Source organism: Paraburkholderia sp. 22098 (genome assembly GCF_052045935.1).
Taxonomy (GTDB): Bacteria; Pseudomonadota; Gammaproteobacteria; order Burkholderiales; family Burkholderiaceae; genus Paraburkholderia; species Paraburkholderia caledonica.
On record NZ_JBQEPV010000003.1, the window covers coordinates 219,910 to 243,436 of the forward strand.

Here is a 23,527-nt window from a genome sequence, read left to right on the forward strand (position 1 = left end):
CACTTTGACGCGACTCATGACGCCGACTGCTTCGCTGCGCCCTCGCCTTCTCACGCTGTACACGGTTCTGATCGCGGCCAATCTGGGCGCATGGGCATGGGCGCTGATTGCGTTTCGCCACTATCCGCTGCTGCTCGGTACCGCGCTGCTCGCGTACGGTTTCGGTCTGCGCCATGCAGTCGACGCCGACCACATCGCCGCTATCGACGCCGTCACGCGCAAACTGATGCAGACCGGCAAGCGGCCGCTCGGCGTGGGCCTGTCGTTCTCGCTCGGACATTCGAGCATCGTGATTCTCGCGACGCTCGGCATCGCGTGGACCGCGCATTCGCTGCACGGCCGCTTCGAGACGTTCAAGGCCGTGGGCGGCACCATCGGTACCCTTGTTTCGGCAACATTCCTGCTCACGCTCGCGGCCGTGAACCTCGTGATTCTGCGCGACGTGTGGCGGCGTTACCGTCATGTCCAACATGACGGCGAACTGGCTGCTGCTGCGTTGGACACCGACCATGCAGCCGGTCCTGGAGGCCTGTTGTCCCGCGCGTTGCGGCCGCTGTTCCGCCTCGTGACCAAAAGCTGGCATATGTACCCAGTCGGCGTGCTGTTCGGACTGGGCTTCGACACGGCAACCGAGATCGGCTTGTTGGCAATTGCCGCGTCCGAAGCCGGCAAGGGTTTGCCGTTGTATTCGATCCTGGTGTTTCCAGCGCTTTTCACCGCAGGCATGACGCTCGTCGATTCGACGGATAACGTGCTGATGGTCCATGCATACGGCTGGGCCATGGACGACCCCAAACGCAAGCTCTACTACAACGCGAGCATTACCTTCGTGTCGGCGGTCGTCGCGATCGTGATCGGCGGCGTAGAAGCGTTGGGACTGCTGTCCGACAAGCTCGGTCTCAACGGGGGGATATGGGATGCGGTGACGAACGCCAATGAGCAGCTCGGCGTGCTCGGCTATGGCATCGTCGCGGCGTTCATGGCGTGCTGGATCGGCTCGGTGCTGTTTCATCGCTGGAAGCGCCCAGCTATCGCGGCGCGGTAATTGCGTCCGCATCGACGCGCGCGTGCGCCGCGGCCGGTAAGCTTTCCACAGCTACCGCGCCGGTTCGTCCACTGCAGCGCCGACAGTCGCAGGCGCGCCGCGCGAGAGGCGCCGAACGTGCCACGGCGATGTCGCGCCGACCGTTGTGATGACGACACACACCGGCCCTTTTATTCGCGGATCGCCAACACGACATCGCCGCAAGCGCTCCAATCCGCGAGCAATCGCTTAAACTGAAGCCGCCTAATATCGTCACAAGCATCGCCACAAGCATCGCCGCAATCGTGCCGCCTCGCAGCCTGACTGTCGCGCATCCAGCGCGGCTTCTCAGAACCGGCAACCGAACGGACTGGACATTCCATCGATGAAGACTCCCGCTGACCGATTCCCCGCTCTCGACCTCGCCCGCAGCACCGCCGACGCGTACGGCAATCACGCCATCGACGAATTTCTCGCCGGCCGTATCACTCGTCGCGATCTGCTGCGCTACGCGAGCGTGATCGGCTTGTCGCTCGTTGGCGGCGGCGTGCTGAATCTTCCGGCAGCGCACGCACAAGGTCAGGCAAGCGCGGGCGGTCCGTCGAACCAGACGATTCGGGTCGCGCATCTGACGCCTGCGGGCGCCGTCGACCCATTGACAGTGACCGATGCCGCGAGTCTCGCGTTGCTGAATCAGACCGGCGAATTCCTGATCGACGACGACGGCGAAAAGCTCATGCTAAAGCCCGCCCTCGCGCTGTCCTGGAAGCCGAACGACAAGGGCGACGTGTGGACGTTCAAGCTGCGCGAGAACGTCAAATTCCACGACGGCCAGCCCTTCACGGCGAAAGACGTGGTCGCGACATTCGACCGTCTCGCCGACCCTGCGACCGGCTCGGCGGCGCTCTCTGTGCTGAAGGGCGTGCTGTCCAAAGGCGGCGCGAAGGTGGTTGACGATCACACCGTCGCGTTCCACCTGGACGCACCGAACGGCAATTTCCCGTACTACGTTTCCTCGGACAATTACAACGCCGTGATCGTGCCCGCGAACTACGCGGGCGGCTATGAAAAGAGCTTCATCGGCACCGGTCCGTTCAAGTTCGAAAAGTATCAGCCGAAGGTCGGCGCATCGTTCGTGCGCAACCCCGACTACTGGGGCGAGAAAGCGTTACCGCAACGCGTACAGTTCTCCTTCTATGCGGACCAACAAGCGCAACTGCTCGCATTGCAAGGCCATCAGGCCGACGTAATGGGCACCTTCACCGTGCAAGGCGGCGCGGCCATTCTGAACAATCCCGACTACAAGGCAATCGGCGTGAAGTCGAGCGCGCATCGGCAGATTCACATGCGCAACGACAACCCGCTCTTCAAGGACAAGCGCGTGCGTCAGGCGCTTGCGCTATCGATAGATCGCGAGGTGCTGGTGCGCGGCCTCTTCAAGGGCCGCGCGCAACTCGGCAACGACAGTCCCTTTGCGCCGGTGTTTCCGTCGTCCGATGCGGGTGTTGCGCAGCGCAAGATCGACGTAGCGAAAGCGAAGCAACTGCTCGCGCAAGCGGGCGTGCCCAACGGTTTCGACGTGACGCTGACCACTGAAAAGTACATGGAGATTCCCGACCTTGCGGTCGTGGTGCAGAACGCGGCGAAGGCGATCGGCGTGCGCATCAATCTGAAGGTGGAGAGCCAGTCGCTGTATTACGGCGCGGGCACGCCGGGCAAATCGGACTGGCTCGACTCGCCGCTCGGCATCACCGACTACGGTCATCGCGGCGTACCGAACGTGTTTCTGAATGCGCCGCTCACGAGCAGCGGCACGTGGAATGCCGCGCACTTCAAGAACCCGCAATACGATCAACTGGTCGCGCAATTCGTCGCAGCCATCGACCTCGCATCGCAGAAGAAAATCTCCGGCCAGATCCAGACGCTGCTGCTCGACGAAACGCCGATCATCATCCCGTTCTTCTACGATCAGTTGATCGCGATGCGCAAGGGCGTGAACGGCGTGCGCTTCACCGCGCTCGCGCAGCTCTACTTTGACCGCGCGGTGTTGAGCGCGTAAGCGTCTCGCATCGGCGCGCAATTCTTCGGCAAGCGTTCACGATGTCGACCACAGTGAGTTCTCCCGCCTCGGCCCCGAAAGGCAACGCCGGCCGCGTCGTGCGTTTCCTTGCGACGCGCGTGGGGCTGTCGCTGATCACGCTATGGCTGCTGTCCGTGATCGTGTTCGCCGGCGGGCAGCTGCTGCCCGGCGATATCGGTCGTGCGGTTCTCGGGCCGCTCGCCGACGCGCGCGCGGTGGCGGCGCTCAATCATCAACTCGGCGCTGACCGTCCGCTAATGACGCAATACGTCGAGTGGATTTCGCATTTCGTGCGAGGCGACATGGGACTTTCGTACGCTTATCGCGAGCCAGTGAGACCGTTTATCGCCGATGCACTTGCGCATTCCGCGAAGCTCGGCCTGCTCGCGTTCATCGTCGTGGTGCCACTGGGCATTGCGGGCGGCGTGTGGTCCGCAATGCACGCAGGACGCTGGCTGGATCGCACGATCAGCATTGCGGGTTTGTCGGCGACCGTCGTGCCGGAATTCGTGTCGTCGATCGTGCTGATTCTCGTGTTCGGCGTGTGGCTGCGCTGGCTGCCTATCGAAGCTGCGTATGCGCCCGACGCCGGCGCGCTCGAACAACTGCGTCATCTGATCCTGCCGGTGCTGCCGCTGGTGCTGGTGTTCTTCGGCTATATCGCGCGGATGGCGCGCGCCGGCACCGTCGAAGCGCTCGACGCCGACTACACGCGCACCGCGATCCTCAAGGGCTTGCCGCGTCACACCGTGATCTGGCGGCACGTGTTGCGCAACGCGCTGCTGCCGACCATCACCGTGGCCGCCACTCAACTCGGCTACATGATTGGCGGCCTCGTGGTGGTCGAGACACTGTTCCACTATCAGGGCATCGGCTCGCTGATCTACAACGCCGCGAAGGCGAAGGACTTCCCGATGCTGGAGGCAGGTGTACTGACCGTCGGCGTGGTCTACACCGTCGCCAATCTCGTCGCAGATGCGTTGCACGTGCTGCTCAACCCGCGCCTGCGCGTGAAAAGCGCCGAATGAGCACCATTGTTCCGCCGGCCGCGCCGCGCGCCGCAAGCGAGCCGCGCTTCGATCAGTTGCGTGTGTTGCTGCGCTCGCCGACGTTCGTGGTGGGCGTGCTGATCGTCGTGTGGTGGATCGTATGCGCGATTGCCGGGCAATGGTTCGTGCCTGTCGACCCGTATGCGTCCGACCCGCTCAATTCGCTCATGCCGCCCGACCGTGCGCACTGGTTCGGCACTGACCAGTTGGGCCGCGATGTGTTCTCGCGCGTGATTGTCGGTGCGCGCGACATTCTCACGATTGCGCCGCTCGCCACACTGCTCGGCACCGTGGCGGGTACGTCGCTAGGTCTCGTCGTCGGTTACTTCGACGGCTGGGTCGATAACGTCGTGGGCCGCGCGATCGACGCGGTACTCGCGCTGCCGCTCGTGATCGTCGCGCTGCTCGCGCTTGCTGCGGTGGGCGCGTCGAACCTGACCGTGATACTCGTGATCGGCATCACCTTTACGCCGATTACCGCGCGCACCGTGCGCGCCGCCGTGTTCGCCGAGCGCCATCTCGACTACGTCGCCGCCGCGCAACTGCGTGGCGAACGCGCGCCGTACATCATGTTCGCGGAAATTCTGCCGAACGTGCTGCCGCCGATCATCGTCGAGGCGACCGTGCGGCTCGGTTATGCGATCTTCGCCGTGGCCACGCTGTCGTTTCTCGGCTTCGGCATTCAACCGCCTTCAGCCGACTGGGGCCTCGCGCTTTCCGAGTCGTACACGCTGATGGCGGGCGGCGCGTGGTGGACCGTCGTATTCGCGGCGGGCGCAATTGCCACGCTGGTCGTCGGTGTGAATCTCATCGCCGACGGCGTACAAGGCGTGCTCGACCGATGAACGGACCTCCGCCCTCCTCGTTCCCCGCCTTCGACGTGTCGAAGAGCGACCGCACGGATGCGCTGACCGTCGTCGGCTTGACGGTCACATACCGGATGCGCGGACGCGATCGCGAAGTGTTGCAGGACGTATCGTTCCGTGTGCGTCGCGGCGAAGCATACGGGCTCGTCGGCGAATCGGGCTGCGGCAAGTCGACCGTCGCGATGGCGGCGCTGCGCTATCTGCCGCGCAACGGCAAGGTAAAGGCGGGCAAGATCGTCATCGCCGGCGCCGACGTCAACAAGCTCGACGCCGACGCTTTGCGCACGATGCGCGCCAACACCATTTCAATGGTCTATCAGGACCCGGCGCGCGCGCTGAATCCGTCGTTGACCATCGCGCGGCAAGTATCCGAAGCGTTCGAAGCCGCCGGTGTCGCGCCCCATGAAGCATTGCAACGCTCGCTCGAGATGCTGCAGCGCGTGCGCATTGCATCGCCGGAACGGGTGATGGACAGCTATCCTCATCAATTATCGGGCGGCATGCAGCAGCGCGTGGTGATCGCGATGGCGCTCGCGTCGAACCCGGCGCTGCTGATTCTCGATGAGCCGACCACCGGGCTCGACGCCACCGTCGAGGCGGAAGTGCTCGACCTGGTCGCACAACTGCGTGCGGAACTCGGCACCGCCGTGCTGTTTATCAGTCACAACCTCGCGGTGATCGGGCGAATGTGTGAGCGCGTCGGCGTGCTTTACGCGGGCAAGCTCGTCGAGGAGGGCGCGACGCAAGACGTTTTCACGCGGCCGCGTCATCCGTACACCGTGGGACTGTTGCGCTGTCTGCCCACCGTGGGACGCAGCAAGGATACCGAGCGGCTCGATACCATTGCAGGCGGCCTGCCCTCGCCTGGCTCGGTGACTCAAGGCTGCATCTACGCAGAGCGCTGTCGTCTCGCCGACGACCGGTGCCGCCGCGAAGCGCCGCCGCCGTACCGCGTCAGCGCGGCGCATGGCGATCAGATGTCACGCTGTCACTATCACGAGCGCGCGATCGAGTTGCCGCGCGCGATCGCGCAAGCATTGCCCGAGCATGGCCTTGCGAATGCGGACAAGAACCCGCGAGAACTCGTCTTGCGCGCCGAGAATCTATCGAAGACTTTCCATGTGTCCGGCACAGCGCTGCGCGCCGTCGACAAGGTTTCGCTCGATCTCGCGGCCGGCGAAACGCTGGGTCTTGTCGGCGAATCGGGCAGCGGCAAGACGACGCTCGCGAAACTGATGCTCGGCCTTCTCGCACCGGACGCAGGCAGCGTGCTCGAACTCGACGGCGCGCCGCTCGCCGCGCGCGTCACACGGCGCAACGACGAGCAGGTCAAGTCGCTGCAGATCGTGTTCCAGAATCCCGACTCGGCGCTTAACCGCGCGCATTCTGTGAAGCGGCTGATTGGCCGCGCGTTGTCGCGTCTTGCGGCGCTGCGCGGTGCCGCCATCGACGAACGGCTTGCCACATTGACGGCCGCAGTCCGTTTGCCGGAGCGCTATCTCGGCTCGCGCACGCGCCAGCTTTCCGGCGGACTCAAGCAACGCGTGGCCATTGCGCGCGCGTTCGCCGGCGAGCCGCGCGTGGTGGTGTGCGACGAACCCACTTCCGCGCTCGACGTCTCGGTGCAGGCGGCGATCCTCAATCTGCTTGCCGATTTGCAGCGCGAGCGTGGCGTGAGCTACGTGTTCATCTCGCACGATCTGCACGTCGTACGATATTTGTCCGATCGCATCGCTGTACTGTATCTCGGCAGACTGCTGGAGATCGGACCGGCCGCGGCGGTATTCGACGGGCCGCAGCATCCTTATACGGAAGCACTGCTGTCTTCCGTGCCGACACTCGACGGCCACGCGAGCGTGGCCCGCGTTCGGCTGTCGGGCGATCTGCCGAGCGCCGCGTCGCCGCCGTCCGGCTGCGTATTTCACACACGTTGTCCACGCAAGCTCGGCGCGATCTGCGAACAGCAGGACCCGCCGTTCGCCGAGGCGGCCGATGCGGCATATGTGTCTCAAGCGACCGGTTCAGCACGCGAGGCTACGAACGGCATCGGCCGCAAGCATCTGATCCGCTGCCACATTCCGGCCGACGAACTGCGTGCACTACAAACCGCGTCGCGCGACCAGGCAAACGACCAGGCACGCGACGAAGCGAGCGACGTTGCCCGTGACAAGCCCGCAAGTCCCGCCAATGGTGCCGGGCGCGACTCGTAGCGCTACTTCACAGGCGATGTTTTCGGCCGCGCTGCCGCCCAGTGTCGAAGCAAACGCATCGAGGCTTTCTGCGTCTGCTTCGGAAGTAACGCACTGCGGCGAATGCGCTAGTGCCACCTCCGCTTTCTCGCCTCCACGCCGGCATGCGCGACGAATGCCACGAGCCGGCGCGGCGCATACGTCCGGAACCAAAGCGCGGCAATTGCCTCATATCAGTTTCTACGTTCGATATGAGGGCACCACAACATGCAACGAAACGTCCCCTGCTCCGCGGCACGCGCGGTCGTCGGCTTCGCAGCGGCCGCTGCTCTGAGCTTCGCCTCGCTCGCCAATGCGCAGACCGGCGCGCAAAGCACGGCACCGACGGCGCAACCGCTGTCGCCCACGATGTCGCAAGCCGCGCCGCCTGTGGACCCCACCTTCTCTGCTTACTCGCTTGCGCAAGCCTGCAAGCAGAAGAACGACAACGTCGCGCACGGTCAATGCGTCGGCGCGATCCGCGGCATCATCCACGGTTATCAGTACGGTGTGCTGTTCCTCGGCCAGCGCGCGTCCTTGCCGGCCAACGAAACCCAGCGTGTGTCGCTGTGTCTGCGCAATACACCGGTTTCTTCGATCGTCGACGAATTCGTCGCGGACGCGGGCCAGGTCAACGAAGATTCGCTCAAGCACACGCCCGCCGAAGTCGCAGTGCTGGGCTCTGTGCACCTGCATCACAATTGCAATTGACGACACTGAGCAGCGCCGCGCACAGCGGTTTTCCTGTCGCGACTTCGTGTGCGTAGTACGCGGCGCGCCAAGAATGCTCTGAATGCCGCCGGGCGCTCACTGCGCCGCGATACCTCTGCGGCGCGCGCCTGGCTCAGAGCATTTCAAGCGGGCGCTTGCCGCGTGGCGGCTTGAAATAGCTGTCGATGGCCGCGAGTTCCTGAGCGTCGAGCCGCAGCTGCAGCGCCCGATGATTGTCGCGCACGTGCTCGACGCGGCCCGTCTTCGGAATGGCGAACACGCCCGGCTGCTGCAGCACCCACGCGAGCGCCACCTGGAACACGGAGACGCCGCGCGCGCTGGCGATGTCGTCGAGCGGCGAGCGTTTCGGCAGACGTGCGTGATCGACGGGACTGTAGGCCATTGCCGGCATATTGCGCTCGGCGAGCCACGGCAGCAGATCGAATTCCGGCCCGCGCCGCGCAACGTTGTAGAGAATCTGGTCCGTCGCGCACGCCGTGCCGCCGGGCGTAGCGATGAGTTCTTCCATGTCCTCGGTATCGAAGTTGCTCACGCCCCAGTGGCGGATCTTCCCCGCGTCACGCAGCGCTTCGAACCCGGCAACCGTTTCTTCGAGCGGTATCGAACCGCGCCAATGCAGCAGATACAGATCGAGCCGATCCGTCTTCAGACGTTTGAGGCTCTGCTCGCAAGCAGCGACCACGCCGCGCTTGCTTGCGTTATGCGGATAGACCTTGCTAACGAGGAACACCTGATCGCGCAGCCCCGCGAGTGCTTCGCCCAGCAACAGTTCGGTTGCGCCGTCGCCGTACATTTCCGCGGTATCGACGAGCGTCATACCAAGCTCGACGCCTAAGCGGATTGCGGCGATCTCGGCCGCGCGGCGTGCCGGCTGCTCGCCCATTTCCCACGTGCCTTGCCCGAGTTTGGGGATGCGCTCGCCGTCGGGCAGGCTCACGCTTGCGATATCGGTCGTCATGCTGACTCCTGAGGTGACTGAGTGTGGACTGTGGCCGAACGTGTGACCACGCGCCGGCGTCGAACCAACGCGCGGCGGTGCTGCGAGAAAGCGTATCGACGAGTTTAGCGGTTGTAAGACCGGCCGACAGGCCATCAGGCAAAAGCCCGCTATAACGTAGCGCGCCGATGTCTTAGAATTGCTCCTCGCCCTTCTAGCGTAAGCCCCATGACCTCTGCCTCGGAAGACCGCTGGCGCGACCTGCGCCCGGACCCGGAAAACGACACACCGCTTTATCTTCAACTTGCCCGCAAGCTTGGCACGGCCATTCACGAGAACCGCTGGAACGCCGGCGAGGCACTGCCGTCGGAGCGCGTGCTTTCGGAGGCGCTCGGTGTCTCGCGGATCACTTCACGCAAGGCTATCGCGCTACTCGTCGAGCAGGGATTGATTCGACGCACGCAAGGCGCCGGCAGTTTCATCACACCACGTTATGAAGATCCGCTGTCGCGTCTGTCGAGCTTCAGCGAAATGTTGCGGCGGCGAGGTTTTACGCCGAGTTCGAAATGGCTGTCGCGCGAAATTCTGCCGGCCAATCGCGAAGAGGTAATCCAACTCGGGCTTTCGCCGGCTGCGGCCGTGACGCGGCTGCGGCGTTTGCGTCTCGCCGACGGCATCGTGATGGCGGTCGAGAACTCCACATTCCCCGCTGCGGTAATTCCCGATCCGCAGGCGATTGGCGATTCGCTTTACACCTATCTGGAGAATCGCGGACTGACGATCGTCCGCGCACTGCAGCATTTCCGCGCGGTTAATGCGAGCGAGGAGATCGCGCAGCAAATGAGCATCGCGCCAAACGAAGCGCTTCTGCTGATTACGCGCGTCGGGTATACGGCCGACCAGCGCGCTATCGAATTGACCGACACGTATTGCCGCAACGATTACTACGATTTCGTCGCGGAACTGCGCAAATAGGCGGGCGTGTCACGGGCGGGCCGACGCAGCGACGCGGTTCCGTTACAGCCACTTCGCGTCGTGCGCGCCGATGCGCGACGGCGGCAGCCCGAGGAAAGCCGGCGTCTCTTCCAGTTGTTCGGCCGGTTGCACGGCCTGTACGCGACCGAATTCGGAGTCCACTGTGACGAGGCAGTCGCGCACGTCATCGAGCGAAAGATCGGGTGCTTGCCACCCGTCGGTGATCTCGCCGAACGATTGCAGCCACTGGCCCGTCTGCGCGAGCGAAACTTTGACGTGCCAGCTTCCGCCTTCGATGGCGCGTCGCGCCAACGCAGCCATGGCACCGAAAGCGGCGAGATAGCCCGTCGCGTGATCGAGCGCCTGACACGGCAGATGTCTCGGCTCGGTCGATCCGGCTGCGGATTGCTCGGTCATCGCGATGCCGCTCGCGGACTGCACGAGACTATCGAAACCGCGTCGCGAGGCCCATGGTCCCTCGTATCCATACGCACACACCGACACATAGACAATGCCGGGCCGCAAGCGCGCCACGTCCTCGGGACCGAATCCGCGCGCGGCCAGCGCTCCAGGCCGATACGCCTGCAGAAAGACGTCGGCGTCGCGCGTCAAACCGCGCAACGTCTCGCGCCCCGCCGAGTCGCGCAGATCGACCAAGGCCGAGCGTTTGCCGCGCCCGTTGTCGATGACGAGCGGCGCAATGTTCGGCAGATGCGGCCCGTTGATCATCAGCACCTGAGCGCCATGCTGCGCAAGCGCTCGCCCGGCCACCGGTCCTGCGATGATGCGCGACAGATCCAGCACCCGCACGCCGGACAGCGGCCGGCTGCCAGTATTGCGCGATGACGGCTCGAACGACGGCGGGGATTTGGGCAATGCCGGCGGCGCATCGCCGATCCGCTCTATTTCGAAGAGCGGCAAACCCGCGATCGCTTTCGCCTGTTCGAGCGCGGCCCATTCGCCGGGCGTGCGGATCAGCGCGGCACACAGGCCCGCATCGGCGAGAGTCTGATCGAGCGTGGCGCCGTCCCACCCGCGAATTGCCGCCGCGACTGCGGCACGATCGTTCTGGCAACCGAGCACCTTCAACACGCCGTTCAGATGATGCGCGAAATTCGTATGCAGCTGGATCCAGCGGCCATCTCCCGTCTCGTAGAAACCCGTCACCGGATCGCGCAGCGCAGGCGGCGGCCCGTCGTCGACGCGCAGGTAACGTTCGCTGCGGAACGAAGCCAGCGCGCGCCGCATGTCCACCGTCACTCGCTGGCCGTGCCTCGTGCGCAACCGATGGTACTCAGCCGCCGCCAAACCCACCGCTGCGATGGTCGCGGACGCCAGCGCCCCGACGCGAAATACCGACGGCAAGCCCGGCTCCGAGCCGGTGAAATGTACGGAACGAAGCGCGGCTGGCTCGCAGTTCGCGAGGCTCCAGATGTGGTCGAGCGCGAGTTCGGGCGTCATGTTGTTCACAGTCGAGTAACGGGGATGCGATCGAGTCTAGAATCGCGCCTTGCGTTAATCAATCTTGATTATGATAATCAACATATATTGATTTCTTTGGTTGAACTCTACTTTTGCCGCGCATTCCTATGCCTTTGCCCGACTCGTTGACCGCCCGCGAAGCCGCCGCCGAACTCGGCATCAGCCTTGCCACGCTATATGCGTATGTGAGCCGGGGCTTGCTTAGCTCGTCGCCGGACGCACAAGGCAAGCATCGCCGCTACGACGCGCGCGAGGTACGGCGGCTCGCACGGCGCAAGGAAGACGGCAAACGCGCGGGCAAAGTCGCGCAGAAAGTGTTGGACTGGGGCGTGCCGGTGCTCGAATCGTCGATCACGCTGGTCGCACACGGACGCCTGCTGTATCGCGGGCATGATGCGACGGCGCTCGCGCGCACCGAGTCGCTGGAAGACGTCGCCGCGTTGTTGTGGGAGTGCAGCGCGGCGCGCATTGCGGATGCGCCGGCCGTGCCGATCGCCGCCGCTCAGTGGGCCGCGTGGCTGAAGCTGTGGGGCGACAATACGCCGCTCGATCGCGCGCTTGTTCTGTTGCCTGCGGCGGCGGCGCAAATGCCGCGGGTGTGGGCGCTCGGTCGCGATGCGCAACTGGACAGCGCCTGCGCCGTGATGCGGCTGCTGGCCGCCGCAATGATCTCGGCGCCGCCGTCGAATGCACCACTGCATCGGCAATTGGCAACGGCCTGGCAGGTGCGCAGCCGTCAGCAAGCGGGGCTGCTGCGCGCGGCGCTTGTCGCGTGCGCGGATCACGAACTGAACGCGTCGACGTTCACGGTCCGCTGCATCACGTCGACGGGCACTCATCTGTTCGGCGCGGTCGCGGGCGGTCTCGCCGCGCTTGCGGGCCCGCGTCACGGCGGAGAAACCGTGCGCATTGCCGCGCTATTGGACGAAGCCTCACGCGCCGCCGATCTCGATCGTTACCTGGCGACCCGTTTGTCGCGTCACGAGCAAGGCACGCAAGGGCCGGTGCTGTCGGGCTTCGGGCATCCGCTTTATCCGGAAGGCGACCCGCGCGCGCGGCTTCTGCTGGACTTGTTGCAAGACTGTGCGCCGGCCCGCTCGCCGCTCCCTCAGGTGCTGGCGCTCGCGCGAGCGGTGCGCGATACGACCGGCGCGGAGCCGACCGTCGACTTCGCGCTTGCGGCCATCGAGCGTGTGCTCGGCTTGCCGACGGGCGCCGCCTTCACGCTCTTTGCAGTGGGGCGAGTGGTCGGGTGGATTGCGCATGCAATGGAACAGGCGCGCGACGGCAGTCTGATCCGGCCGCGAGCACGTTATGTTGGCGAGCTCGAGGCTTGAGCGGCGGGAAGCCGCCCCTCGCGCCTGTACTTCTGCCGGCACTTCTGCCGGTACTTCTGCCGGTATTGTCAGGCAGCGCCGAGCCAGCGCGGCAGCCAGTTCGGTGTCGGCGCGCCGAGCACCGGCTTGATGGTTCCGCGCTCCGATCCGCTTGCGAGCGCGAAGCGCGCACCATCACGCCCGGCGCTGATCCACGCCACGGCCCGGCGCGGCAACTCGATCGATTCACCCGTGGCAAGCCAGTAGTCTTCGCTGTCGCCTTCGACCGTCAGCCAGATCTCACCCGAGATCACCTTGAAAGTAGACGGGCGCGCGACATGCCAGGCCGCGGCCGGCTCTTCATGTTCCAGTTCGAAAATCCGCACTTCACGCATTGCCGTTCTCCTTCAAAAGGGCTTCTCTGTTGTATCGATTATTGACGTGCGATGATCGAATACCCATGCACACTTCCGAACACTTTCGTCGGAACTGTGCAGTTGAAAAACCGAACAGTTGGCGCGCGACGGCTCTGTTGGCCCGCACAACGCGTTCGCGGAAGGAAACCGTATGCGACTCGAAATTCAGCTGGACAGAGACAACGGCGTGCCGCTGACCGAGCAGATCGTCGCGGGCGTGACCGCGTGGATCCGCTCGCGCGCCGCGCATCCCGGCTCGAAATTGCCGTCGATCCGCCAGTTCGCAGCCGACTATGGCGTGAGCCGCTTTCCGGTGATCGAGGCCTATGACCGGCTCGTGTCGCTCGGTTACGTCGACTCGCGCCACGGCTCGGGCTTCTACGTGGCCGACCGGCCGCCGGGCGGCTCGCAGTGCGACGGCACGTCGGACCCGCGCCGCGCCGAGGACGAGTCCGATCACCTGCTCCAGCAGTTCAACCATCCCGGCGAAACGTTGAAACTTGGAAGCGGCTTCATTCCCGAGCCGTGGCGGGACACCGACAACATCGCCCAGGCGATACGACACGTGTTGCGCACCGATCCCGCGAGCATGGTCGACTATGCGACGCCGCTCGGCAACTTGAGCTTGCGTGAGCACTTGCAGGCACGAATCGCGCAACTGGGTATCCGCGCGGACACTTCGCAGATTCTCATTACGAACGGCGCAAGCCAGGCGTTCGATCTGCTGATGCGCTACATGCTGAAGGCGGGCGACACGATCTTCGTCGAGGATCCCGGCTACTACAACCTGTATGGCCTGCTGAAGCTGCACGGCGTCCGGCTGATCGGCATTCCGCGTACGCGGAGCGGCCCGGACCTCGACGTCATGCAGGCGCAGTTGAAGCGGCATAGGCCGAAGCTGTTCTTCATCAACACCGTGTTCCACAATCCGACCGGGACGACCGTTGCCCCGCCGGTGGCGTTCCGTCTGCTGCAACTCGCGCGCGAGCACAACTTCACGATTATCGAAGACGACATTTACGCCGACTTTCAGGCCGACATCACGGACCGCCTCGCGACGCTCGATCAGTTGGAACACGTGATTTATATCGGCGGATTGTCGAAGACGCTGTCGTCGTCATTGCGCATCGGCTGTGTCGTGGCGAGCCACGCGATCATCAAGGATCTCGTCGATATCAAGATGCTGACCAGCATCGGCGGGTCGCTCTTTGCAGAGACGGTGACGGCGTCGCTGCTCGAGCGCGGCGCATACCGCAAATATCTCGAGCGACTGCGGCGTCGTATGCGCGATGCGCTGGGATCGACGATACAAACGCTCGAAGATGCCGGCTGGGAGGTGTTCGAGAAACCGGTCGGAGGCAAATTTCTGTGGGCTCGCGTGCCGCATGTGGACAATGCGGAGCGGCTGGTGGAGTGCGGTGCGCCTTTGGGGGTGACCGTTGCGCCGGGCAGCTATTTCCGGCCGGGGATGGAGCAGAGTCCGTGGATCCGGATTCACGCCGCGTTCGGAAACGAGCCGAGGGCGCAAGCGTTTTTTCGGGCGGCGGCAGCGTTGCGGGGGTGAGGGGCGGTTGCGGGGTTGGGGTTCGTTGGCTTGGGCTTGCGGGGTTGGGGTTGTTGGCTGAGGTTCGTTGTGTGGCTGGCGTGGTTTTGTCGCGTCTGGCTCCGCGGCCTCACTGCGTTGCATCTAACCCCGCCGCGCACGTCAGCACGTCACGACCTGTCCTCCGTGCGTGGCTCGGGCCTTGACCTCCCTGCGTCGTCGGCTGCTTTTCCCTAGAATAGCGGGTCCCTGCCGTCCTTGCGCCTAGCCGCTACTTCATGTCCACGCCGCCAACTCCGCCTGCCTCGGCAACCGTCTCAGCCAGCGCCCCTTCCGCCCGCTCACTGACGGTGATGCTGTGGCTCGTCGCGACTGGCTTCTTCATGCAGACGCTCGATTCGACGATCGTCAACACCGCCCTCCCAGCGATGGCAACGAGCCTCGGCGAACTCCCGTTGCGCATGCAGTCGGTCGTCATCGCCTATTCACTGACGATGGCCGTGATGATCCCCGTGTCCGGCTGGCTCGCCGACAAACTCGGTACACGACGCGTGTTCTTCAGCGCGATCCTGGTTTTCGCGGTCGGCTCGTTGCTGTGCGCGAACGCTCATACGCTGAACCAACTGGTGGTGTTCCGCATCGTGCAGGGCGTGGGCGGCGCGATGCTGCTGCCGGTCGGGCGGCTTGCCGTGCTGCGGACGTTTCCGGCCGAGCGCTATCTGCCGGCGCTGTCATTCGTTGCCATCCCCGGACTGATCGGTCCATTGATTGGACCGACGCTTGGCGGCTGGCTGGTTAAGATCGCATCCTGGCACTGGATCTTTCTGATCAACGTGCCTGTGGGCATCGCCGGATGCATCGCCACATTCATCTTCATGCCGGATAGCCGTAACGAACAGGTCGGCAAGTTCGACGTCAAAGGCTACCTTCTGCTCGTGGCCGGCATGGTGGCGATTTCGTCCGCGCTCGACGGACGCACCGAATTCGGCATTCAACACGCGACCGTGCTCGTGCTGCTGATCCTGAGCCTGGCGTGTTTTGTCGCCTACGGTTTGCACGCGGTGCGTGAGCCGTCACCTATCTTTCCGCTCGATCTGTTCAAGATCCACACTTTCAGCGTCGGACTGCTTGGCAATCTATTCGCGCGGATAGGCAGCGGCGCGATGCCGTATCTGATTCCGCTGCTATTGCAGGTGAGCCTTGGCTATAGCGCTTTTGAAGCCGGCATGATGATGCTGCCCGTCGCGGCTGCGGGCATGGCGTCCAAGCGCCTCGTGACGACGCTGATCATTAAGTACAGTTATCGCCGCGTATTGATGTTCAACACGATTCTTGTCGGCTTGACGATGGCGAGCTTCTCGCTCACCAGCGCGGGCCAGCCGTTATGGTTGAGGCTTGTGCAACTGGCATTGTTCGGCGCAGTCAACTCGATGCAATTCACCGCGATGAACACCTTGACGCTCAAGGACCTCGGAACCGGCGGCGCAAGCAGCGGCAACAGTTTGTTCTCGCTTGTCCAGATGCTGTCGATGAGCCTGGGCGTGACGGTGGCCGGCGCCCTGCTCGCCACGTTCACGGGCCTCTTGCCACGCGTGACAGCCGCTAATTCGCTGCCCGCGTTCCACGCGACTTTCCTGTGCGTCGGCATTATCACCGCAGGTTCGGCGTGGATCTTCGCGCAGTTGTCGCCTGATATCCGGACGCCCGCGAAGAAGACTGATCCTTCTGAGCGCACGTGAGTTTTTTGGGTCGGCTGGCGGGGGCTGGGGGTGGGGCTGGGGCGTTCGTTGGGGCGTTGGTTGAGGCGTTGGTTGAGGCGTTGGTTGAGGCGTTGGTTGAGGCGTTGGTTGAAGCGTTGGTTGAGGCGTTGGTTGAGGCGTTCGTCGGGGCGTTGGCTGTCGCTCGGCGGCGATAGGTGATGGCAGTCAGCGACGTTAGCTGTTGGTCGCCGACGGCAGTCCGAGCACCTGGCACAACTCCACGCAGAGCGCCTGCCATGCTTTCTCAGCGGCAGCGTGGCTGCCAACGCGGGCTCTGCCGCAGGGCGCTGCCGCACCAGCAAAGTGCGAACTATCGCGTGAGCGCCCGGGTTGGCGCACAATGTTGCCGATCCCTCGTGGCAATCGTGCGCGCACGCAGCATCTCTGCACGTGCATAGATCTTGCTCTTCAATCCTGTAAACTTACGTATCGCGCATGCACACCCACATCGAGCATGCGATCGCGCCGCCCTTCACACGACTGACATGATGAGCATGATCGAACTCGATCCTCCCGGCTTCCAGCCTCCCCGCCCGATGGCCGGCGACGAAGGCTCCCGGCGCACCGTTCTATACGGCGGCTACACCGTCTTCAGCGTGTTCCAGCCGGTTTTCTCGGTATCGCACCGGCGCGCAATCGGTTATCACGCGTCGCTGCGCGCCCACGACGAGCACGCGGCACAAGTACCCTCGCACGAGGTCTTCACCCAGGCCGCGCGGCGCGGCGACCTGCTCGAACTCGGGCGGCTGGCCGAATCGCTTCACCTTGGCAACTTCAACGCGTTCGACAGTCACGATGAATGGCTCTTCCTAAGCCTTCACCCGGCCGCACTGATGGACACCAGCTATGGCGATGCACTCCTGGCCGGCCTCAAGGCGTTGGGTTTGCCGCCACAACGCGTGGTCCTGGAAGTGTCCGAACAGGCGGGCGGTGAAACAACGCGTTTTGCCGAGATCATCGACGCACTCCGCAAGTCAGGCTTCCTGATTGCGCTCGATGGCTTTGGCGCCAAGCATTCGAACATTGACCGCGTCTGGAACCTGCGCCCCGACATTGTCACGCTCGATCGCTGCATTCTCGCTCAAGCCAGCGAGCATTCGCACATTGAACGCGTGCTGCCCGGCCTCGTCTCGCTGTTGCATGAGTCCGGCCAACTGGTGCTGATGGGTGGCCTCACTACTGAACGCGATGCGCTGATCGCTCTCGAATGCAACGTCGATTTCGTGCAGGGCGCCTTCTTTGCAGGTCCGAGCGTCGATGCGGTCAAGCCGCAAACCGCTGCTGGTTTGATGGACTCGCTTTCGGCAGCGTTGCGTGAGCGGGTTGCAGCGCGTGAGCGCGCGCAGGCGACGCGCCTCGCGCCGTACGTGACTGCGCTCCAAACGGCAGCCGCCGAGCTTGTGGCTGGGCGGCCTGCTGCCGAGGCGACTGCCCCGCTGCTGAAACTCGGCGAGACAGCACGCTGCTTCATTCTGGACGGCTCAGGACGGCAGATCGGCGACAACGTGCTGCCTCCAGGGCGCGCCTCGCAACGCGCCAAACGCTTCCGCCCACTGCTGCATTCGGAGGGAGCAAGCTGGGAGCGGCGGCCGTATTTCATCCAGGCAATGCGCGTGCCGGGCCAGGTGCATCTAACACCTCCCTATCTTTCGATCAACGAAGCGCACTTGTGTGTGACTGCCTCAATCGCCGCGCATACGCCGAAGGGCACACAAGTCCTATGCGTAGACATCAACTGGGAAGTCGCGGCCCATCGCAACTGACTGCGCCGGGTTGCGCGTGATTCGCGCCAGCAACTCAGTGACCGCTGCGCGGCCTAAAACGCGGTTGGCGGACTGAAGTCGCGACGCGCTCGTTACCGCGTGCAACGAAACGATCTTCTGAGCGCTGTTGGTCGCGTTGCAGACCGGGCCCTGTGCCCGACTGCGCCTCTCGGCGCTTGTGAGGCTGTTGTACGGGTCTTCTGTAGAGACGTCGATCAGCGCGACGACATCGCCTTCGATAAGGAAAGCGATGGACGGCATTCCGCCCACCGACACCAGTTCGACATGGCTCGCCTGCCCCGCCAGCGACGTCACCTTCTCGATCCAATCGCCGAATGTAGAGCCGAATTTAGATTCGTGCTCGCAGCCAGGTGCTTGGGCAATCGCCTGTGCCGGTACTCCCGGCGGCTTTGTTACCGCTTCCGCACCCCCACGTGTGACTGGAGGTGCGACCAGAGGTGTAGCCAAAGGTGCGGGCGAACTTGCCACCACATTCAGCGCCCCGAACTCCGGCTCGTCGCTGACGACTACCGGCGTGTCGCTAAACAGGTCGAGCAAGCTCGCCCGGTCTTGCGCCTCCAGCGCGCTGCGCAAACGCTCGACGATCCGCGCGTGCGCCTGCGCGTCGGGCCTTTGCAACGGCGCGCCCGCACGCTGCAAACGAACTCTTGCCCGATGGACAATCTGCCTGCAACTTGCAGGCGTACGCTCCAGGATCTTGCCGATCTCGGCATAGTCACAATCGAACGCTTCGTGTAGCACGAACGCCGCGCGCTCGTCGGGTTTGAGACGCTCAAGCAACAGCATCACGCCATACGACATTTCCGCGGCACGCAAGGCGAGTTCTTCAGCGGATGGTGCGACTTCGTCGAGCCAAGGCTCCGGCAACCAGCCGGTGGCCTGCGATTCCCGCTCGCGCTGCACATTTCTCAGACGGTCGATCGCCGTGCGCGTGGTCAGTGTGGTCAGCCACGCCGCCGGCGTTTGCACTTCACGCGTGTCGGCAAGATGCCACTTCAGCCAGACGTCCTGCACGATGTCTTCTGCCTCCGCGCGACTGCCCAGCATGCGGTACGCCAATGCGATAAGACGGGCGCGCACCGCACCGAAGCTGGATGCCTTGTCGATTTCGTGTTCTGTCATGCGTTGACCTCCAGATCGTGTGTGATGAAAAGCGCGTGCGCTGATATGCAGGATGCTCCGGCGGCTCACCGCAAAAGGGCATCCATTGCAGCTTGACGCTTGGGCGATACGTTGCGTGACAGGCGCGCCAAAAAATATTTATGTCACGCCACCGGCAGCGGGATCGTCATAGGGACAGCAGCCCACTTCCGCGAGGCAAAAATGCATTCCAATTACGCATCCGTCACAGGTCTCGGGCTCGTCCCAACCGTTATAGAGCAGTCCGGTCGCGGTGAGCGCGCCTACGACATCTATTCTCGTTTGTTGCGCGAGCGCATCGTGTTTCTAGTGGGGCCCGTGAACGAGCAGTCGGCCAGTCTTATCGTGGCGCAACTGCTGTTTCTCGAATCCGAGAACCCCGACAAGGATATTTCGTTTTACATCAATTCGCCGGGCGGCTCCGTGTACGACGGTCTAGCCATTTACGACACCATGCAGTTCATCAAGCCCGAAGTGTCGACGCTATGCACCGGCTTTGCTGCAAGCATGGGCACGTTCCTGCTGTGCGCCGGCCAACGCGGCAAACGGTACGCATTGCCTAACGCACGCATCATGATCCACCAGCCCTCGGGCGGTAGCCAAGGCACGGCGGCAGATATAGACATTCAGGCTAAGGAAGTGCTCTATCTGCGCGAACGCCTGAACGCGATGATGGCCGAACGGACGGGGCGAAGCATTGAGGAGATCGCGCGTGACACAGACCGCGACAATTTCATGTCAGCCCTCGCGGCAAAAACCTATGGCCTGGTGGACGAGGTATTGGAAACACGGGCGGCACTAAGCCCGTTTCCTGCCGCGCCAGAAAAACGTCACGATCTATAGGTCGGCGCGTTGAACTGCGTTGTTTGGACAAAAGCTGATCAGCTTCGCTGGAATCGCTATCATGGTCGCGATTCGTCGACATCGACGAGCGCTTCAATGGAGATTTACATGGCGTCATCCAATGAAACCGTCAGCATGGCGCTCTTCTGCGACTTCGAAAATGTCGCGCTGGGCGTGCGCGACGCGAAGTACGACAAGTTCGATATCAAGCTGGTGCTCGAACGTCTGCTGCTCAAGGGCAGCATCGTCGTGAAGAAAGCGTATTGCGACTGGGATCGCTATAAGAGTTTCAAAGGCGCAATGCACGAGGCCAACTTCGAATTGATCGAAATTCCGCACGTGCGCCAATCGGGCAAGAACTCCGCGGATATCCGGCTGGTCGTCGACGCGCTCGACCTCTGCTACACCAAATCGCACGTCAATACGTTTGTGATTATCAGCGGCGACTCGGACTTTTCACCGCTGGTGTCAAAACTGCGCGAAAACGCGAAACAGGTGATTGGCGTCGGCGTGCAGCAATCCACGTCAGACCTGCTAATCGCAAACTGCGACGAGTTCTTCTTTTACGACGACCTGGTCCGGGAAAGTCAACGGACGGTTGCAAAGCGTGAGTCGTCAAGGCCACAGAAGGCGGCTCAGCCGACCGGCAAGCCATCGCAGGAAGAAGATAAAAGCCGCAGCAAGGAAGACCTCGAAAAGCGTCGCACTAAAGCCGTCGAGATTGCAGTGCAAACGTTCGACGCGCTCGCTTCCGAGCGCGGTGACAGCGGAAAGATCTGGGCATCAGTGTTGAAAAACGCCATCAAGCGTCGCAAGCCTGATTTCAACGAGACCTATTATGGCTTTCGCGCGTTCGGCAATCTGCTGGAGGAGGCGCACGCGCGCGGACTGCTGGAATTCGGCCGCGACGAGAAGTCAGGCGCCTATGTGTACCGGAGCACGGTATCGAACGTGCTCGGAGAAAGTGCGGGCGAGCAGACGGCCGAACATGCGAGCGAACATGCCTATACCGCGCAGGTGGGTGAACAGCTTGTCGAGCCTCAGGCGGCTGAAACGGTGACAGCCGAGACGGGCGGTAAGCATGATCAGCGTCGTCGGGGCCGTGGCAACCGGAAAGGAGGAGCGAGCCAGCAAGTCATGCGCGAAGCCGCACCGGAAAGCCCATACGAATCCGCCGGAGCCGCTGATCGACAAGACGACTACGGCGCAGCCAGTCAACGCGATCCGGACGCCGACTTTAGGCAGGCACCCGCGCAGGCACATGCGGATTTTTCGCCTGAGTTGCTTCAGGCACCCGCCGCGCAAGCGGGCAACGTGACGACCACTGAAGCTGACGCAGTCGCGAATGCCCAGGCAGAGCAGACAGACGACGCGCAGGCTCAACGTCGTCGGCCGCGCGAGCCGCGCAAACCAGCCGCAAAGAAAGCGAGAAAGACTGCAGCACAAAAATCGGACAGCGCCGCGGAAGCTGCCCCGCCAGTTGCGGAAACGTCAGCCGTCGCGGAGGAAACGCCAGCGCCGAAGAAGAGAGCCGCGCGAAAAACGGCGTCGTCACGCAACCGTCGGCCGCGCAAGACGGCGGGGAGCGGCGACGCGGAATAGGTCGCGGCATTCATCCATGTGCGCATGTGCCGGACGCGGCTCATGCGCGCGTGTGCAAGACCTACAGTCAGTAGTACGGATAAGGCGAGTACATGACCGGCGGCGGCCCGTAATAACGCGGCGGCGGAGCGACGTAGACAGGCTGCGGCGCATACACGGGCTGCGGCGCGTAGACCGGCACTTGCGGCTGCGAGATGGTGTTGCCTTTCGACGTCATGCACTGCGCGTAGGCTGCGTCATACCGTGCCTGAAGGCTGTTCGCCGAGTACTGCGCGCCATTTGCGCCGGCGGCACCGCCTATCAGCAAACCGCTGCCCGCGCCGATGGCCGCGCCCGCGCCGGGGTTGCCCGCCGCCGCACCCAAAAGTGCGCCGACTGCCGCGCCGCCGAACGTGCCGATCGCTGCGCTGTTGACACTGCTCGTCGTCGCGCTCTGCGATGCGCCAGCTACATCGGACGAATGGAACGCATAGTCACGGCATGTGTAATCGTCTTGCTGGAATTGACTGAGCGGCTCGCCACTGCGCGGCAGAGCCACCACCGAGGGACCGCTCGGCGGCACGACGGCGCAACCGCCCAGCAGCGCAAGCGCGAGTGCAACGGCCCCGAGAGGCAGCGCGGCGCGCACCGGTTTTATGCTTGAAATCATGATGGCGCGAGTAACAGGGAATTGGGAGAACACACGTTAGACCAATCGGCGCACACTATGTTTACCGAACAGTTACCGTATGTTTTGCGCCGACACACAAAGCCGCGCAAGTGGCCCAAGCAGCGCCCCTTTTTAACTCGCGCGGTTACGAACGGTGACAAAGTTGCTGTAAGCGCGCGAGCCGTATATCTCAGCCTGCGAGAAAAAACAAAAGCCCTCACACGGAGGGCTTCTATTCTGCTTACGCTTAAGGCTCAAATCGCAACCAGCTTAGAGCCTCAGCACAACGACACCGCCGTTTATTAACCAAGCCGCGGGATCGTTGCTACGCTCGCTGTCGACTCACGCGAAGTTCTTCGACGCGAATTCCCAGTTGACGATGTTCCAGTAAGCTTCAACGAACTTCGGACGTGCGTTGCGGTAGTCGATGTAGTACGCGTGTTCCCACACGTCGATCGTGATCAGCGCCTTAGCGTCCGTGGTCAGCGGCGTAGCTGCGTTGCTTGTCGACACCAGGTCGAGCGAACCGTCTGCCTTCTTCACGAGCCATGCCCAGCCCGAGCCGAACGTGCCGATAGCGGTCTTCGCAAACTCTTCCTTGAATTTGTCGAACGAACCCCACTTGGCGTTGATCGCGTCGGCCAGCACGCCGGTCGGAGCGCCGCCACCTTGCGGCGACAGGCTGTTCCAGAAGAACGTGTGATTCCACACTTGAGCCGCGTTATTGAACACGCCGCCCGACGACTTCTTCACGATTTCTTCGAGCGACAGGTTCTCGAACTCCGTGCCCTTGATCAGATTGTTCAGGTTGGTCACATAGGTCTGGTGGTGCTTGCCATAGTGAAACTCGAGCGTCTCTTCCGACATGTGCGGAGCGAGTGCGTTTTTCGCGAACGGCAGCGGCGGGAGCGTATGTTCCATGGTGCTTTCCTTCAGTCTGTATCTGTTGTGGGGAGTCTGCGGATAACGCTTCAGAGCACTCGATTGTAGGCGACTTGGAATAACCCCGCAAACGAACGGACTTTATATCCGGCATCGGCGAATGGCCTGCAAAACCGCGTAATTACTGCTCGCGTTAAACCCGAATTCGCTGCCAGGCAC

At 63.2% G+C, this 23,527-nt stretch carries 19 protein-coding genes; 13 read left to right on the top strand and 6 right to left on the bottom strand.

Annotation, left to right across the window (positions count from 1 at the left end; genetic code table 11):
* Window positions 1-16: 16 nt before the first annotated feature.
* From ACTJLB_RS07680 to ACTJLB_RS07705, 6 genes are all read left to right on the top strand, one after another.
* Complete coding sequence (locus ACTJLB_RS07680) at window positions 17-1,045, top strand: HoxN/HupN/NixA family nickel/cobalt transporter (RefSeq protein WP_204522356.1); 1,029 nt, start codon at window positions 17-19, stop codon at window positions 1,043-1,045.
* A gap of 364 nt (window positions 1,046-1,409) precedes the next feature.
* The gene (locus ACTJLB_RS07685; protein WP_440782948.1) at window positions 1,410-3,083 is read left to right on the top strand and encodes an ABC transporter substrate-binding protein; all 1,674 of its coding nucleotides are present in this window, start codon (window positions 1,410-1,412) and stop codon (window positions 3,081-3,083) included.
* A 41-nt stretch (window positions 3,084-3,124) separates the two neighbouring features.
* Window positions 3,125-4,132: an ABC transporter permease gene (locus ACTJLB_RS07690; protein ID WP_440782949.1), complete on the top strand. Its 1,008-nt coding sequence runs from the start codon at window positions 3,125-3,127 to the stop codon at window positions 4,130-4,132.
* Window positions 4,129-4,998 carry an ABC transporter permease gene (locus tag ACTJLB_RS07695; protein ID WP_110405006.1) on the top strand — a complete coding sequence of 290 codons (870 nt, stop codon included), beginning with the start codon at window positions 4,129-4,131 and terminating at the stop codon, window positions 4,996-4,998. The genes ACTJLB_RS07690 and ACTJLB_RS07695 overlap by 4 nt, the downstream gene beginning before the upstream one ends.
* Window positions 4,995-7,229, top strand: a complete 2,235-nt coding sequence (locus ACTJLB_RS07700) for an ABC transporter ATP-binding protein (RefSeq protein WP_440782950.1) — start codon at window positions 4,995-4,997, stop codon at window positions 7,227-7,229. Before ACTJLB_RS07695 ends, ACTJLB_RS07700 begins: the two co-directional genes overlap by 4 nt.
* A gap of 246 nt (window positions 7,230-7,475) precedes the next feature.
* Window positions 7,476-7,958: a hypothetical protein gene (locus ACTJLB_RS07705; protein ID WP_020069135.1), complete on the top strand. Its 483-nt coding sequence runs from the start codon at window positions 7,476-7,478 to the stop codon at window positions 7,956-7,958.
* A gap of 133 nt (window positions 7,959-8,091) precedes the next feature.
* Here the strand turns inward: ACTJLB_RS07705 and ACTJLB_RS07710 are convergent, their stop codons facing one another.
* Window positions 8,092-8,937 (bottom strand): aldo/keto reductase, encoded by an 846-nt coding sequence (locus ACTJLB_RS07710; protein WP_408419872.1) that lies wholly within the window; start codon window positions 8,935-8,937, stop codon window positions 8,092-8,094.
* A 207-nt stretch (window positions 8,938-9,144) separates the two neighbouring features.
* Between ACTJLB_RS07710 and ACTJLB_RS07715 the strand changes: the two genes are divergently transcribed.
* Window positions 9,145-9,891 carry a GntR family transcriptional regulator gene (locus ACTJLB_RS07715; RefSeq protein WP_020069137.1) on the top strand — a complete coding sequence of 249 codons (747 nt, stop codon included), beginning with the start codon at window positions 9,145-9,147 and terminating at the stop codon, window positions 9,889-9,891.
* A gap of 42 nt (window positions 9,892-9,933) precedes the next feature.
* Here ACTJLB_RS07715 and ACTJLB_RS07720 read toward each other — a convergent pair whose 3' ends face one another.
* A complete protein-coding gene (locus ACTJLB_RS07720) occupies window positions 9,934-11,352 on the bottom strand; it encodes a CoA transferase (RefSeq protein WP_440782951.1) in 1,419 nt (472 codons plus the stop codon).
* A 128-nt stretch (window positions 11,353-11,480) separates the two neighbouring features.
* Between ACTJLB_RS07720 and ACTJLB_RS07725 the strand changes: the two genes are divergently transcribed.
* Window positions 11,481-12,710, top strand: coding sequence for a citrate/2-methylcitrate synthase (locus tag ACTJLB_RS07725; protein WP_088177052.1), 1,230 nt, complete (start codon window positions 11,481-11,483; stop codon window positions 12,708-12,710).
* A 68-nt stretch (window positions 12,711-12,778) separates the two neighbouring features.
* Here ACTJLB_RS07725 and ACTJLB_RS07730 read toward each other — a convergent pair whose 3' ends face one another.
* The gene (locus ACTJLB_RS07730) at window positions 12,779-13,084 is read right to left on the bottom strand and encodes a DUF2917 domain-containing protein (protein WP_440782952.1); all 306 of its coding nucleotides are present in this window, start codon (window positions 13,082-13,084) and stop codon (window positions 12,779-12,781) included.
* A 172-nt stretch (window positions 13,085-13,256) separates the two neighbouring features.
* Here ACTJLB_RS07730 and ACTJLB_RS07735 point away from each other — a divergent pair, with 172 nt between their 5' ends.
* The 3 genes from ACTJLB_RS07735 (at window position 13,257) to ACTJLB_RS07745 (ending at window position 18,171) form a co-directional block, all read left to right on the top strand.
* The gene (locus tag ACTJLB_RS07735; RefSeq protein ID WP_288825326.1) at window positions 13,257-14,669 is read left to right on the top strand and encodes an aminotransferase-like domain-containing protein; all 1,413 of its coding nucleotides are present in this window, start codon (window positions 13,257-13,259) and stop codon (window positions 14,667-14,669) included.
* A gap of 257 nt (window positions 14,670-14,926) precedes the next feature.
* Window positions 14,927-16,387: a multidrug transporter subunit MdtD gene (gene mdtD, locus ACTJLB_RS07740; RefSeq protein WP_440782954.1), complete on the top strand. Its 1,461-nt coding sequence runs from the start codon at window positions 14,927-14,929 to the stop codon at window positions 16,385-16,387.
* A 509-nt stretch (window positions 16,388-16,896) separates the two neighbouring features.
* Window positions 16,897-18,171, top strand: coding sequence for an EAL domain-containing protein (locus tag ACTJLB_RS07745; RefSeq protein WP_087752966.1), 1,275 nt, complete (start codon window positions 16,897-16,899; stop codon window positions 18,169-18,171).
* Here the strand turns inward: ACTJLB_RS07745 and ACTJLB_RS07750 are convergent.
* Entirely contained in the window at window positions 18,127-19,314 is a 1,188-nt protein-coding gene (locus ACTJLB_RS07750) for a sigma-70 family RNA polymerase sigma factor (protein WP_440782955.1), read from the bottom strand. The two genes, ACTJLB_RS07745 and ACTJLB_RS07750, sit on opposite strands and share 45 nt — an antisense overlap.
* 201 nt (window positions 19,315-19,515) lie before the next feature.
* On the opposite strand from ACTJLB_RS07750, the gene clpP reads away from it, so the two are divergent.
* Together clpP and ACTJLB_RS07760 are read left to right on the top strand one after the other, a co-directional pair.
* Entirely contained in the window at window positions 19,516-20,175 is a 660-nt protein-coding gene (gene clpP, locus ACTJLB_RS07755) for an ATP-dependent Clp endopeptidase proteolytic subunit ClpP (protein WP_440783098.1), read from the top strand.
* A gap of 108 nt (window positions 20,176-20,283) precedes the next feature.
* Window positions 20,284-21,777 (top strand): NYN domain-containing protein, encoded by a 1,494-nt coding sequence (locus ACTJLB_RS07760; protein ID WP_440782956.1) that lies wholly within the window; start codon window positions 20,284-20,286, stop codon window positions 21,775-21,777.
* A 67-nt stretch (window positions 21,778-21,844) separates the two neighbouring features.
* On the opposite strand, the gene ACTJLB_RS07765 is transcribed toward ACTJLB_RS07760, so the two are convergent.
* Together ACTJLB_RS07765 and sodB are read right to left on the bottom strand one after the other, a co-directional pair.
* Complete coding sequence (locus ACTJLB_RS07765) at window positions 21,845-22,426, bottom strand: YMGG-like glycine zipper-containing protein (protein WP_440782957.1); 582 nt, start codon at window positions 22,424-22,426, stop codon at window positions 21,845-21,847.
* 342 nt (window positions 22,427-22,768) lie between these two features.
* On the bottom strand, window positions 22,769-23,347 hold the full coding sequence (sodB, locus tag ACTJLB_RS07770) for a superoxide dismutase [Fe] (RefSeq protein ID WP_440782958.1): 579 nt from the start codon (window positions 23,345-23,347) through the stop codon (window positions 22,769-22,771).
* Between the last annotated feature and the right edge of the window lie 180 nt (window positions 23,348-23,527).